Source organism: Neobacillus vireti (genome assembly GCF_001026695.1).
In the GTDB taxonomy this organism is placed as follows: Bacteria; Bacillota; Bacilli; order Bacillales; family Cytobacillaceae; genus Neobacillus; species Neobacillus vireti.
This window is the reverse complement of sequence record NZ_LDNB01000006.1, coordinates 146365-161952: the sequence shown is the minus strand read 5'-3', so window position 1 is coordinate 161952 and position 15588 is coordinate 146365. Positions and strand designations below refer to the sequence as shown.

Annotated in this window: 9 protein-coding genes and 1 CRISPR repeat array; of the genes, 2 read left to right on the top strand and 7 right to left on the bottom strand. The window is 39.0% G+C overall.

What is annotated here, in order from left to right; all coding sequences use genetic code 11:
- Positions 1–8: 8 nt before the first annotated feature.
- The 6 genes from cas1c to AA980_RS06970 are packed head-to-tail and all read right to left on the bottom strand — an operon-like array spanning position 9 to position 7633.
- On the bottom strand, positions 9–1040 hold the full coding sequence (gene cas1c, locus AA980_RS06995; protein WP_024026404.1) for a type I-C CRISPR-associated endonuclease Cas1c: 1032 nt from the start codon (positions 1038–1040) through the stop codon (positions 9–11).
- Entirely contained in the window at positions 1037–1696 is a 660-nt protein-coding gene (gene cas4, locus AA980_RS06990) for a CRISPR-associated protein Cas4 (protein ID WP_034723051.1), read from the bottom strand. The genes cas1c and cas4 overlap by 4 nt, the downstream gene beginning before the upstream one ends.
- Positions 1686–2549, bottom strand: coding sequence for a type I-C CRISPR-associated protein Cas7/Csd2 (cas7c, locus tag AA980_RS06985; protein ID WP_024026402.1), 864 nt, complete (start codon positions 2547–2549; stop codon positions 1686–1688). The genes cas4 and cas7c overlap by 11 nt, the downstream gene beginning before the upstream one ends.
- Positions 2550–2564: 15 nt before the next feature.
- Positions 2565–4454 (bottom strand): type I-C CRISPR-associated protein Cas8c/Csd1, encoded by a 1890-nt coding sequence (cas8c, locus tag AA980_RS06980; protein WP_024026401.1) that lies wholly within the window; start codon positions 4452–4454, stop codon positions 2565–2567.
- A gap of 11 nt (positions 4455–4465) precedes the next feature.
- Entirely contained in the window at positions 4466–5170 is a 705-nt protein-coding gene (gene cas5c, locus AA980_RS06975) for a type I-C CRISPR-associated protein Cas5c (RefSeq protein ID WP_024026400.1), read from the bottom strand.
- Between the two features lie 33 nt (positions 5171–5203).
- Positions 5204–7633, bottom strand: a complete 2430-nt coding sequence (locus AA980_RS06970) for a CRISPR-associated helicase/endonuclease Cas3 (RefSeq protein ID WP_024026399.1) — start codon at positions 7631–7633, stop codon at positions 5204–5206.
- Positions 7634–8390: 757 nt separating this feature from the next.
- Positions 8391–10272: a CRISPR direct-repeat array (repeat unit 32 nt; unit sequence ATTTCAATCCACGCACTCACGAGGAGTGCGAC).
- A gap of 767 nt (positions 10273–11039) precedes the next feature.
- On the opposite strand from AA980_RS06970, the gene AA980_RS06965 reads away from it, so the two are divergent.
- Positions 11040–11948 (top strand): EamA family transporter, encoded by a 909-nt coding sequence (locus AA980_RS06965; protein ID WP_024026342.1) that lies wholly within the window; start codon positions 11040–11042, stop codon positions 11946–11948.
- Between the two features lie 172 nt (positions 11949–12120).
- On the opposite strand, the gene AA980_RS06960 is transcribed toward AA980_RS06965, so the two are convergent.
- A complete protein-coding gene (locus tag AA980_RS06960) occupies positions 12121–13821 on the bottom strand; it encodes a metallophosphoesterase family protein (RefSeq protein WP_024026341.1) in 1701 nt (566 codons plus the stop codon).
- Positions 13822–14217: 396 nt separating this feature from the next.
- Here AA980_RS06960 and AA980_RS06955 point away from each other — a divergent pair, with 396 nt between their 5' ends.
- Positions 14218–15366 (top strand): acyl-CoA dehydrogenase family protein, encoded by a 1149-nt coding sequence (locus AA980_RS06955; RefSeq protein WP_024026340.1) that lies wholly within the window; start codon positions 14218–14220, stop codon positions 15364–15366.
- The last annotated feature ends 222 nt before the right edge of the window (positions 15367–15588 follow it).

Sequence of the window (15588 nt, the reverse complement as noted above, 5' to 3'; positions counted from 1 at the left end):
TATTACACCTACTTCCACAAAAATGGCGGATACTCATCTAGATCATTACGTAAAAACCGTGCCAATAGTAAAGCCTGTGCATGCGGTACTAACCCCCATGGGATTTTTTCGCCTAGATAGGGATGCGTTATCTTTTCTTGCTTTTTTGTTTGCCATGACGCTAAAAATTTCTTTCTTGCGTCATCTGTCATGATTACGGCTCCATTTTCCTTTTTAAGAAAGTCATCTTTATTTACTACTTTTTTATTGATTAAGGACAAGACAAATCTATCTGCATAAGTACCCCGCAACTCCTCCATTACATCTAAAGCCAAAGAAACTCTTCCCGGTCGATCTCGATGTAAAAAACCAACATAGGCATCCAAACCAACACCCTCTAACGCAGATGCCATATCATTTGCTAATAACGTATAAGCAAATGAAAGCATAGCATTAACGTTATCTAACGGGGGTCTCCTTGAACGCACCTTAAAATAGAAATCCTCTTTTTGCTGTAGTATCATTTGATTAAATAATTTATTGTAACTGATGGCAGCTTGTCCTTCTAACCCTCTTAATCTCTCTAAATCCTCACATTTCCTTACCTCAAGAATAATAGAAGATAGGTGTTGCGATACTTCTTTAAATTGAGCCACATCTACACGGAGGGGATAATCTCTTGTCATTCTTTCAATAATCCATTTGTTATTGTAAATTTTCCCCACAATGAAATTACGAGCAACTTTAGCTGACATGAATTCATCATCTGATACGCGATATTGTTTCTTTCTTAGTACTACGTTCCCCCTACTTTGGCCAATCACTCTTGCAAGAAATCGTCCATTCATTGTAAAAAATACTAATGAAATGTTCTTTTCCGCGCAATAACCCATCAGCGCAGGGCTTGCACCAGTATATCCAAAAGAAACCACTGATTCTAAGTTATGAAGTGGTAGCCTGCCCAGCGTTTCCTGATCCTTAAGAAGAACAATATTATCGCCATCTAAGGATAAATAAACATCCGTTTGATTAATAAATAACGTATTCAAAAGTTTCTTCATTCAGCAATCTTCCCATCAATATAACTTTTCACAGTCCGTTTAGTCATCAATTCCGGTAAACAAATATGCTGAAGAGAACAGCTTTTGCAATAGGAGCCAGTTTTTACTTTAGGTGTATACCTACGGTTGTAATAATCATTCATTTCTTCGACGATTGACCTAACTCTCATTTTTATATCTTTAGTTAGTTGTACCTCGACCCTGTGTTTAATTTCGTTATAAAACATATAACCCTTGTTGATTTCACACAGCAGCATTTCTTCTAAACACATCGCTTGTGCTGTTAATTGTAAAATATCCGAATCGTCCTTCTTGGGTTTTCCCCGTTTATATTCAATAGGATAGGCTGCGTATTTCCCTTGAGAACCATTTATTTCCACACCACTATTATCTTGAACAAACTCTACTACATCACATATCCCTGTAATCCTAAGCTCGTTTGACTTTACGGGCATCGCACGAACAATGAGTTTATCTCCTCTTTTTTCTCTAATAAAGGGCTGGTCCGCTTTTTGATGGAGATGTTGTCCTTCAACCGTCCGAACATCTTCTTGCCATTGCTGCTCAATATGAATGAGTGCCCATTGGCGTTTACAAAATTGAAAATGCTGGATGCCCGACAACATCAAATAACTGTCATCTTCGTTATAGTCCATCAATGACATCAACATTTAAACCTTCTAATTCGTTTAAGGTGATAGAATAATCGTCAAATGTTTTTGGTTCATCAACATTATGTTTAATATTAACTAACCGGTGAACTTTAGCAGAAGAATATTGACCTAACTTGGAATTATGTTCCCACCAGTAAACCTTATGCACTTCCAAGCTTCCATCAGGTCTGGCAGCTGAAGTATCGTTTTCAAATAAGGTAACAAGTGCTTGTTTAATCTTTTCTGCATCCTCATTGGTGAATCTAGTCTTTTCTGCAAGCTGTGTGTTAATGCTGCCATAAAAAACATAAACACCAAAATCCACACGGTGTTTCATCCCCATTGTATCTGAACCTTTTTCCTTTCCAGGTTCAGAATTGACACTCTTCGTAATTTGCATACTAGTAATATCAATGGGATGCACGCTTGTTGCTGTATGAATAGATACAGGACCTCTTACCCCAACGGATACACCTGCCCCATTACCTGAACCTTTGAAGGCAAATACCTGGCCAAAACTGCGTACATCAATCCATTGCTCACAGGCAATTCCTGCAAATTCATCGCTGGAGCTATTTTTAGATTTTAATATTTTCTGAAGTGCTAAATTACTCTCAGCTCGTTCTCTTAAACTCTTTAAATCATCTATATTTCTATCATTTGATTGCACAAAAATAGAGTCACCCATATCTTGCAGACGATTTCTAATTTTTCTCTTTATAGCTACATCTGAAATTTCGCCATGTCCATCGTAGTTTTGTCTTGGGCGATTTCCATTCAATGGGTCGCCGTTTGGATTGGCTTTCGTTACGGATAAAATAACAGCAAAATCGATTTTGTGATCCAAAATTGTCATGTTCATTTCCCCCTTTTAATTTGATGCTTCCTCAGTTGCATTATTTTTTTCCTTTTTCTGATATAAATCATGCCGTTGACTATAAAACCCTAACAAATATTTTCCTGATAAAGGTTTATTATTAAAATCATCAACATCAATTCTAGAAGCCACTTCATCAATTAAGCTCGATAAATATCGTGCTTTTGTGCCGAGTCGTGCTTGATAAGGCTGCAAGCTCTCCTGAATCGTTTTCCATGTTCTTGCAGGACTTTTAGAAAAAGAATTCATATATCGTATCGCATTACTGGAACGCGTTTCCTCGGAACCTAAGGCACGTCTTTCCAATACATCGGCAACTGCTAATAAACGGCCGAATAAATAATCTCGGTCATTATTTTCTATATCTAATGCCACATTGTATCCCTCCCGTTTATTGATTAAGGCACAGGTAACGCTGAGTGTTTTTTCCCATTCCCACTTCTCCATTGACACTGGATTTGAGGCACGATGAAAGGCACTTTTAACAATATCTAATGGTATTTTTTTATCATCAACAATACAAGGAAGCATCCGCTCCATTAGCCCTTTAACTACTTTGTCATTCGCTTTTGTTCCATATGCTGCAAAGGCGATATCCTTCGTTGCTGGTACTCCAAAAAATTGGACATGTTCACCTTGATCATTTTTACGATAGCGATGAACCCATACACAGGTTGAATGCCATTTTGCTAGCCTGTCCAGATAAAGTTCCTTGTCCATATTTCGATAATAAAGCACTGCCATACGGCCTGTGGTTGCTGAATCAAGTATCATAATATTGACATTTGATTTAGATGATAAATTATTCTTATAACCTTCTAATGCCTTCGCCACTTCATTGGCAAATTCCTGATTGGTATAAGTTTTTCTTTCCCTTATATCAATTGGTATTGGATTAATTGCAAATGTATCTTCTATTGGATCAGGGATGGAAAGGTAATCATTTCCCCATACCAGGAACACGCGCTGATCAATGGTTTTACCTTGACGATTAATCAGCCATTTGAGTGCATTATGTGCTTTTTGTGACACCTCATAGCTAATACTTGCGACTTCGTTACTTTTATTAAAACGCCCTCTAAAGGTAAAACCACTGGTGTCATTTGCCGAGATTAATTTTGCCTTATCAGCAGCATTCCGTATCTTATTTGCATGCTTGTCAGTACTTGGCTTTTTCTCACCTGTTACAAAGCAAAGATCCTCATCTCCTAGCAAACCTTGGTAATAACGAATGAAAGAATCATATATTTCTTTATCCTTCCATACCTTTTTCAGGATTTTATTTGGCGAATAAACATTAAATCGAATGAATGCGCTTTCTTGGCCACCAGCCACGGCACCAAATATAGCTGGCTTATCACCATAGAGTCCCTCATATTTTTTGTCCCATGTATCGATTAAGTGATTATCTGCATCTACATACAAAATTCCCGCTTCTACTAAATCTTTAATTAATTGTTTCTTATTCACATATTTATAAATACTTATTACTTTGTTGGTGGCAAATGGAGATTTCGCCCATTTTTCTAACTGTTCAAGATAATATGTAAAGGGTGCCTCTCCTTTTATTTTTCCGCCAAATGCAACAAAATCCCCTGCTACATAACTTAATTTATCATGAAGGGGATATGGTGCTATTTTTGCTCCAGCTCTACTAGCCGATCCCTCTGTACATGGGATTAATGTACTAAAATCCAGCTTATCAATGACTCTCGCAGAATGGAATTCACCATCTTCGGTTATTTCCACTTCGATATGAGCATTTTGTGTAGTATGAGAAATAGGCAGCAGGGTAAATTCCTGATCGTTATGTTTTTTTTCAATTTCACCTACACGGTCTAAATTAGATTCATAGGTCTCATATAAATTTAATAACCAGCTCATTTATTCACCTCCTATTCCAATTGCTTAAGCAAATTATCTGCGGATTCCACATTTGTATTATTAAACTGCTTCATTTCCATGTCGGTAATCTTGCGAATTTGCGTACACTGATCAGGTCTAATAAATTTAATAACGCCATCCTTCATCACAGGATTCCATATCCGTACTTCCATTTCGTTTCTTCCTGTTTCGTCCGGATAATTAATTCCGTGAATTATCGTTCCCATATGAATATCGCCATAATTGTCATAAAATCCTTTCCCTCCACCAAAAACACATGGTTCGACATAGGCTTGACATTCTCTAGTGCCAAGAAAAATGTCCCTTCGTCCACCTGCGTTAAGAGAACGTTTCAGGATGTTATGGTGCTTATTCTCGTTTCGATCAAAGGCCATTTCCGGCCGATAGGGGTTAAACATAAAATGAGCTCGCACCTGATAGCGAACATCTTTTAGATAAGTATAGTTGGCAAGCGTATTCCCACCACCGTATTCAATTGGGCGAATCCCCTTTGACTCCATCCGTATTGCGTTCATAACACGGACTTCATCCACTACCATTAACAGTGTTGGCTTCCAGTAGATACTTTCAACTATCCCCTTCAAGGCTTGGTAAGTTGGAATCTGGTAGGATAACTTTTCCCCGCCCATCTTTGTTAAGGGATCGGTGAATAAGGCATAATTTCCATAGACTTCAAATTCAATAGCATTCCTCACAAATATCACCTCCTCTCATTGCTTAATTGGTTTTTAAATCATAAGAGAATCAAATGGACTATCATTTTCAAGATTAAGTCCAAACCTCTTATTATATGCCCCCTCTTTAAGAGCTAATATTTTCCCATCCATAAGGCTTACCAGTCCCTCATTTTCAGCTAAGCGCTCTTTTTCAAATTTAAAAAGATTAATCGTATACTGCTGGGCTTTCTTTAATAATTTTGAAAGGTCTTCAATCGATCCATTACCATTCAAATCAGCAATAATTTCCCTCCCAGCCTCATACGGAACAATCACTGATGTGGTTAAATTATCAATCACATGAAAATGTTCCGCTGCTGTTCTATAACTATTGGCTAAGAATAATGGAAGACTCTTTTTCTCATTATTAATATAATAGGAATCATGATAACTATATTTTGTCTTTGTTGCTGTCAATAATTCGGTCATTTCCTTTTTTAACTTTGGTATAAAATAATTCAAATTCGATTCAAATTCGGTATAGAACTCTTTAAAAAACCTGTCCATTGCTTGGGTTGATAAAATATGCCCCCCGTGATTGGTATTGTCTTTTCTTATATCAACAAGAATTCTTCTTGATATCTGTTTTCCTACTTTAATCTCTTTTAAGTGATTTAGGTTTTCTTCTCCATGATCAATCACATAGACATTTTGAATACTCTTTTCACCGTGTCGATTACATCTGCCTGCAGCTTGAGCAATAGAGTCCAACCCTGCTAGGGAACGAATCACACAATCAAAACTTACATCTACTCCTGCTTCAATCAGTTGCGTGCTAATACAAATGATCTTATTGCCCTCATTAAGCTGAGCCCTTACCTCATCTAGAATCTTATTCCGATGTGCAGCACACATCGATGTGCTTAGATGGTATATTGGAAAGCCATTCTCTTTCTCTAGTAATTGTTCATATAGTTTTTTAACCACAGATTTCGTATTTAAAATGACTAAAACACTTTGAACTTCCTCCATTTTTGCTTCAACAAATTCAGCAAGCTTTTCATTATTAAACACTTCATTAGTTGCTTGATCAATAATTTCCACCCGTTTAAAAGCTTCAATAACATGATCCAGATCTTCAATCATTTCTGCATCCGTATTTATTTCTAGTTTATGTTCGACAAAATCCAGTGCAGGCTGGGTGGCAGTGCAAAGAACAATACTGGAATGAGCATATATTTTTAAAAAGTTTAATGCCTGATTAAATAAGGATACACATGAAATAGGGACCTTTTGGACTTCATCAAAAATAATCACCGACTCACTTAAGTTATGCAGCCTTCTAATATTTCTGCTTCCTTTCGCATAAAACACATTCAAAAATTGCACCATCGTTGTAAATATAATCGGAGAATCCCAATTATCCTTAGCTAGTTTTAGCTTCTGCTGGAGACTCATCTTACCAGATTGACTTTCATCATTATCGTTCACATCTTCTATAACGTTGGAATGATGCTCTAAAATATTTGCTTCATCCATTAATATTTTTCTAACTTCTTCCGCATTTTGCTCAATAATCGTTGTATAGGGGACCACATAAATAATCCGTTTTTTGTTAAATAGTTTGGCGTGTTTTAGTGCATATCGTAAACTTGCTAAAGTTTTCCCACCGCCAGTAGGAATGGATAATGTGTATATTCCTGATGGCTTCTCCGCAAAAAGATCACATTGATCTGACATCTTTGTTCTTAGAAGATTAATAGGAGTATGGGCATTCGGATGTTGATTAAATGAATTAATTTTCGCCGTTAGTCTTTCATAATAGGTATTAAACAAGGCTTCAAAATCTTCTACAGATTCATTGCTCCTATTTTCTTCAAATAATCTTGTATTTGTTCGGTCGGCATCAATTAATGTACTAAAGATAAACTTTGTTAAGAACATCAATTGCTTTTCATTATTCACCGAGGATTCATTAGCTAAAAAGGTCTCCAGTTCTTCAGCAGCCTTACCAACATAATCATAAAAATCCTTTTCGCTCATGACATGTTCAAAAAAGGCTTGCTTTGACCTAGAGAATTCAGCCAATTCCTTATCACGAACTCTACTTAAATAGTTTGATTCTAAGTCTGGATTCAAAAAGTCTTGAAGATACGAATGGTGGGAAATAATAGCATTTCCTACTACTTCGGCTACCAACCCTGTGTTACGAGTAATTTTCGTTGTATGAAAAATTTCATACAATAGTTTCCCACCTGCAGTTGAATGGTCGACGCTTCCCCTTTTGGGTGGTGCATCGGGATTATTTACGGCTTCTATTATGTAATCCCTAAACTCATTGGAATACTTACCTAGATCATGCAGCATCCCGGCAAGACCTGCTAAATGTTTTACACCAAGCTTTTCTCCATAGGATTCCGCTAATTCTTTTACATCTAATAAATGCTCTTCAACAGTTTGGATCTGATTATCACTTTCACGGATGTGAGCAATATAACTCATTTAATCCCTCCTCGTAAAAAAATAGATAGAACAACAGCTAGATTAGATACGGGGAAATTTCAATTTACGCAAAAAGAGCAGAAGCTACCCCTAAAGGTGTTACCTTCTGCTCTACTCGTTGTTTTTCAATTGTGATGTAATCCCTAAAAATCCAATCGACTATATACAATTACACAATAAACAAGACTATAGTACTATTTTGTATTTTATATCTAAAAATGTCAACCACTATCACATTTTTACATATTCTCAACACACTTATACTATTTACGTTTTAAAAAGTAATATAGTATACGCTAAAAATAAATCACCTGTAAGTTCCCCCAACAACTAGAAAACTTACTGCTAATAAAGCCATTGATCCTAAATACTCCCGACCATAAACATCGTTTCAGCAACAGCGTCATACCCGCTGCCATAGAAATAAACTAATTTATACGCTCCGCCTTCTTTGTATCTTGCCGGATTGAGGTTATTTTTTGGATCAAAGGTAAATTAACATGTTCCGTCGGTGACATTCGTATACATCCATCAAATAGAAGCCGTATTCCCTGGATTCTCACCCACTTCATAAAGCCCTATTCAGTCGCCATTTAGGAACTCTAACATTTCAACAACTACATCTACTTTATCATTGATTCCATTTAACATATTTTTTGATAGGGTTATTGCCGGCCCTTGTGATGTTTTCCCCATTACCTTCAAAAAGTTTTCACTTTCTTTATAACTTGGACCTTCATCTCATAAATCGCATTCGATTTCAATCCATGCACTCACGAAGAGTGCGACACGTTTTCATGGATGAAGATATCCCTATCCCAAAAATCTAAATCCACGCACTCACGAGGAGTGCGACCGGCGGCACGGCAAGCGGCTTCGAGCCAATAATGATTTCAATCCACGCACTCACGAGGAGTGCGACTGATGTGACCGAGATCCTTTGAAAGCCAATAATAATTTCAATCCACGCACTCACGAGGAGTGCGACTGAGCACGGTTGGCTGCTTCGAAAAGATCTTGCATTTCAATCCACGCACTCACGAGGAGTGCGACAGACCTTGCGGCTGCCGTTGGTATTAGTCTTAATATTTCAATCCACGCACTCACGAGGAGTGCGACGAATTCAGCTACTCGAATGGACACCATGTTCCGTATTTCAATCCACGCACTCACGAGGAGTGCGACGATGGGCTGTCCAGCAGCGATAAAGCCAAGTACCGATTTCAATCCACGCACTCACGAGGAGTGCGACAAGACCTTGCGGCTGCCGTTGGTATTAGTCTTAATATTTCAATCCACGCACTCACGAGGAGTGCGACGTAGCCGTGCGGTCCTGGGGTTAAAACGAATGATTTCAATCCACGCACTCACGAGGAGTGCGACACTAATCCACTTTTCGCAGTCTTTACCTCACGTATTTCAATCCACGCACTCACGAGGAGTGCGACATTAATGAGAACGGACAAGTTTACTTTACTTTTATTTCAATCCACGCACTCACGAGGAGTGCGACGCCACATAGCGGTGTAGATATTGCGATGCCGGAGGATTTCAATCCACGCACTCACGAGGAGTGCGACATCGATTATACCGGTAATAAAGTTGGTGTAATAATTTCAATCCACGCACTCACGAGGAGTGCGACTCCTACTATCAAAATCAAGTATTTAACGATCGTATTTCAATCCACGCACTCACGAGGAGTGCGACCGTCGCTGTTTAAGGTGTGACCTAAGAGCGCCACCTATTTCAATCCACGCACTCACGAGGAGTGCGACGGCGATGAGTTTTTATTTATCGGCACAGCGAAAATTTCAATCCACGCACTCACGAGGAGTGCGACAGTTTTTCATCCACATCATCAACGGTGAATGGAAATTTCAATCCACGCACTCACGAGGAGTGCGACGGCGGTTTTAGATGGGTATTGAATATCGTGGTGAGATTTCAATCCACGCACTCACGAGGAGTGCGACCGTTTAGCACGATGAGCCGATTCACGCATCATTGCATTTCAATCCACGCACTCACGAGGAGTGCGACTAATTCGCTAACTGCTATTTTGAAGTAAGTTCCATATTTCAATCCACGCACTCACGAGGAGTGCGACCTGACGAAACATTTCTTACAGTTCCACCTTCTATTATTTCAATCCACGCACTCACGAGGAGTGCGACGACCTTCTGCAGCCTGAGATGCCATAAACATTGTTATTTCAATCCACGCACTCACGAGGAGTGCGACGTCCTTTATCGTATGGATACTTGGGCTAGCTTAGATTTCAATCCACGCACTCACGAGGAGTGCGACGTAATTCCTAGCACACGGGCCAATACAGCTGCTTATTTCAATCCACGCACTCACGAGGAGTGCGACTGGACGGACTGGCAGTGGAATCGCAGATGGCGCAGATTTCAATCCACGCACTCACGAGGAGTGCGACTTCCTCAGAGGCAGCCAATTGCGCTTCTTTCGGGATTTCAATCCACGCACTCACGAGGAGTGCGACTTTCCGCCTACCGCCTCCACGATTACCTTCTAAATTTCAATCCACGCACTCACGAGGAGTGCGACTTAATAGAATCCCACACATTACCAACAGCAGAAATTTCAATCCACGCACTCACGAGGAGTGCGACAGCGATTTTTAACCAAAATTACTTAAAAGTAGGTAATTTTTGATCAAAAACACACTATTTTCTTTATTAAAAAAGAACTATATACAAATTATAACAAATTCCATTAATAAAACATTGAAATTCAGGTGCGAAACTCCCAGAAAAAATATGTACACTACACACTCGCACCAAAAAATAAAAGGCTATCTATATGGATAGATTCTTGCATACTAATAAGTTCTACCTAGTTCTTACAAATACTATATTGTTGATAAAATCTAAGACTATCTTCATTTTCATCAAAAAAATCTTTCCCCGAACTTGGGATATCAATTTCCTTAGCTTTTTTAAACATAAAAATAAGCAGAAGTCACCCTTTTTTGGTTATTCTTCCGCTTTTCTTGTTGTATTTGAGTAGGGATCTTTTTCTTAATCTTCAAAAGTAATTCAACTGTTGAATTGTCAAAACATTCAAAATAACATTATAGTACTATAATCGGATTATCTCACAAAAATGTCAATAACGATTGTGTTTTTATCCAGATTCCCCATATTTTTTTCTATTGTAAAAAAGTAGAAGAATCAATTTTTAGTGGTTGTCTAAGGTTCCATTATTAGGAAACGAAAATTTACCTGCTTTTATTCGATCTTCCCCTTTAGATCGTTATCTATCCTGAATATTAGATAGATTTGCCTCAGGCATTGGGTTATAATGATAAAGTTTTGGAATCTAGCATTTCTATTGGCCTCATTACCATTACATAAACTATAAACAAGGAGATATTACGATGTGGTTTGTTTTTTCACTTTTAACAACCCTTGCTTGGGGCGGGGCTGACCTATTTTATAAAAAAGGAACCGATAGCAATGATAAATTCAGCCATCTTAAAATTGTCATCATGGTCGGCTTGGTTATGGGTCTGCACGCAACGGCATATTTGTTCATTAAAGGGCTGGCATTTAACCCTATCGATCTACTAAAATACTTGCCTGTATCGGCCTTTTACATTTTATCGATGACGGTCGGTTATATTGGGTTACGTTATATTGAGCTTTCGATTGCCTCACCCGTGCAAAACTCTTCTGGAGCCATAACGGCTATCCTATTATTTATCTTTTTCCCGCATGAGCTTGGCATTGTTCATATAGCTGGTGTAGCCATAATTACAACAGGTGTGCTTGGCCTGGCCATTTTAGAAAAGAAAGCTGAATCAGCAGCTCTCAAACTCACAAACGTCCAGATTGATAAAAAATATCAAATTGGCTTCCTGGCGATTACCTTTCCGATTATCTACTGTATTCTTGATGGACTTGGAACCTTTGCGGATGGAATATACCTGGATGAGTTGCAACTCATCAGCGAGGATGCTGCCCTAGTTGCATACGAATTTACCTTTTTTATTTGTGCCGTGCTGTCATTCATTTTCCTTAAAGTCATCAAAAAAGAGAAGTTTCAGATTTTCAAAGAACGCGACAAAGGATATGCCGCTATTTTGGAAACAACAGGCCAGTTCTTCTATGTGTTTGCTATGGCAAAGAACGCGATCATCGCTGCACCGCTAATCGCGTCTTATAGCATCTTTTCGATTATCTTATCGAGAATTTTCCTAAAAGAAAAACTGAGCAAACAGCACTATACCGTGATTGTAATAGTCATCTTAGGAATCGCCTTGCTCGGTTTTGCAGATGAACTATAGACCTTAGTGTCCACCCCACGCGGACAAATGTCCACGAGTGGTGCCTGACACCATTAATTGACACCATTAATTCAAAATAAGAAAGGGTAAACTTGCGGTGTTAAAGTTTATCCCTTTTTATTAGCCGAAAAAAGCCCATCTCTAAGAATGAACTTTTTCGTGTTTATTTCGGTTATATTTTGCTCTCCACGGTAAATGTCGTTTCCGCGACAACATCATAGCCGCTGCCATAGAAATATACGAGTTTATACGTTCCGCCTTCTTTGTATCGTGCAGGATAAGAATTATTTTTTGGATCATACGTGACTTTGAATGTACCATCAGTCACTTTTGTGTACATCCACCAAATCGAGGCTACACTTCCTGGATTTTCACTGACTTCATAAAGACCAACCCAGTCCCCATTCGGAACTCTTACATTTTCGACAATCACATCTACTTTATCATCAGTTCCAGTTAATATATGTTTCGAAAGCGTTATTGCTGGACCTTGAGATGTTTTGCCAAGCACTTTCAGTGAGTTGTGACTTTCATTTGCAAAGGCATCGAGAGCAAATACTTCAATTTCATAAAGAGTATTCGATTTTAAACCATTAATCGTTAGTGTTAATGGGTTAGGGATAGGATCCTTATAAAACTCAGAAAAGGCGAGAAATTCCTTCTCAACTTCTCCTGTTTCCATGTTCTTAGCCTTTAGCTTATAATCATGGACAAGCAAATTATCCTTTGCCTGGGTAAGCATGATTGCGAGACCTGCAGCTGCCGTTTTGTCATGAGCGATGGAAATCATCGCATCAGCTGTAAAGTAAGGGGCTTTTTTATCGCGATCGTCCGTGTATTTAAATTTATTTTGCTTAGCAGGGAAGCTGATTTCAAACGGCTCTCCCGTCCAATCATTGTTATGAATATCACGGCGCTTAATCAATACCTTGTTATGGTGTACCTCGACAATCAGCGCCTGATTCAAGATATCTGCTCCCTCCGGTACTTCCCCCTGAATCCTTCCCGTTTCCAGCCATAAATAAGCACCCGTTGAGGTTCCAATCGAGGTGAAATCCTTTTGATGGATGATTCTTGGATCATCTAACGGATAATGGGTATGACCGGAAAAAGAAATGACCTGTGGATAGGGTTTCAAAGTATCATAGAACAGATCTCTATTTTTTTTAAAGCCCCATTCACTTCCATAAATTGTTCCGATGATAGGCTGATGATGGAAAACAAAAATAGGTTTATGCGAGTCTTCAGCTGCCGCCTCTCTGAGATGTTCGGCCAGCCAGCCAATTTGCCGCTCTGAAAACGTACCCTCTGTTACTCCATCCTCCGTCCCAAGGATAATAAAATGATAGCCTTTAATCACTTTATGGTAGTAGATCGATTCCATCCCCGATTTCTCGAGGAATAGGTTTTGAGCATTGGCAACCGATAAGCCATTCCAGTAATCATGATTCCCGATAGCAAACATCGAAACAGCTTGTGTTTGTTTTTTAGAATTATAGACATTGAAAAATTTATCATACTCTACCGTATAGCCGTTATCCGTTAAATCGCCGACTACGACAAAAGCATCTTGTTTAGGAGCAGCCAGATTTAATTGCTCTAATGTCGTGACAAACTTGTCCAACGTTTGATTGTCGCTTGACTTAATATGTACATCACTAATAACCGGAAAAACTAAATCCGGGTTGTTTCCATTGGAATTCAACACCGACGAGCTAGATATGGCACTGACAGGCAAACCCGTTAATGAGTTTACTAGTGTTGCACCCACAGCAGCGCCGACAACCATCGTTGTCTTTTGCAAAAAAGCGCGGCGATTCATTTCCTTAGGATGGTTCGGTTTTACTTCTTCGCCAATAATTTTATCTTTCATTAATCTTGCTCCTTTCTATTCTATGCTGAAAGATATCAAGTCCCTTCAGCAGTTTTAACTAATAGAGCATAACGATGAATTTTATTTCATTTTTTGAACATTTTTATTATAAAACAATTCATATTTTGAATCCATTAAATTATTTATCTTTAATTAATACGATACATATGATTCATTGAGGTATTGTTAAGCTCGGGTAGTAATTATGTAAAAAATTTTAGCGACTATAAGAATCTTCGTGATAAAACATTAATACTACATTTATAGGTAATTGGAATTTTCATAAAAATCTTTTAATTTCTTGACAGTTTGATTGCGCTTCGTTATTATTTCTTCCTATAAAACCTATCGGGATTATAAAATATGATAAACTAACAGGTAACAAGGAGGGAAATCGTGCTTAATTTATTCGTCAAAACAGAAATTCAACAGACATGGTTGCAAAAATTGCGTCAGAAAGAAGACATATTTAAAAGTAAATCGGCGGAAATTGATGAATTGGCATCTTTTCCAAAAGAAAATATTCAGGATTTAGTGGAGATGGGCTATACAAGTATTACCCTACCAGCTGCGTACGGCGGAGACGGTTTAAAAGTCTATGATATGGTCCTCCTTCAAGAAACACTAGCAAGCTTTGATGGAACTACCGCCCTTTCGATTGGCTGGAATCTTGGGGTCGTTGGGGAGGTTTTTGAAAGAAAACTTTGGGAACCTGAGAAATTGAATTTCTTTGCAAAAGAGATTCTTAATGGGGCACTAGTAAACCGCGCCGTAAGTGAAGCACAAACAGGAAGTCCAACTAGAGGCGGACGTCCTGGGACAACGGCTGTCAAGAAAGATGGAGCATGGGTCATAACAGGGCGGAAAACTTTTACAACCATGTCGCCGGTCTTAACGTATTTTCTTACCTCGGCTTGGATTGAAGAAAAGCAAAAGGTGGGCTTCTTTCTCCTCCATAAGGATTTAGAAGGACTAACGATTGATGAGACATGGGATGTGATTTCCATGCGAGGTACAGGAAGCCATGATCTTGTCCTGCAAAATGTCACGGTTGATGAGACACAGCTTGTTGAACTTCCAGAACTGCCGCGCGGTGGTCAGCTAAATGGCTGGATCCTTCATATTCCAGCATGTTATCTTGGTATTGCCCAGGCGGCACGCGATTATGCTGTCCAATTTGCCAATCACCATGCCCCAAATAGTCTAAATGGGCCAATTAGCCAATTACCTAATGTCCAACAGCTGTTAGGGGAAATTGATCTAGAATTAATTCGAGCGAGACATCTTATCTATAGCGTTGCAGCAGCTTATGATGACGAAGGGCGCCGAGATTACCTTGAAAATGAGCTCGGGGTTGTCAAGCACACGGTTACGAATTCGGCGATAACGATAGTTGATAAAGCGATGAGGATTGTCGGGGCAAAAAGTCTTCAACGCACAAATCCCCTACAGCGGTACTACCGCGACGTAAGGGCGGGGCTTCACAATCCACCTATGGATGATATGACGATAAAAAAATTAGCATTGTCTGCAATTAAACAATAAAGCTGTGTTAAAGTACATTGTTGATTTTGAGTACAATGTTGATTGGAGTGGAAGGTGCGAGACTCCTGCGGGAGCAGCGGGACAGGTGAGACCCCGCAGGCGCTTTAGCGCCGAGGAGGCTCACCGCCCGCCCCGCGGAAAGCGAAGCGCCTGGAACGGAAATCAACATTTACTTTTAACACAGCCAACAATATAGAAAAAAATAAAGGGATCAGATGTCCG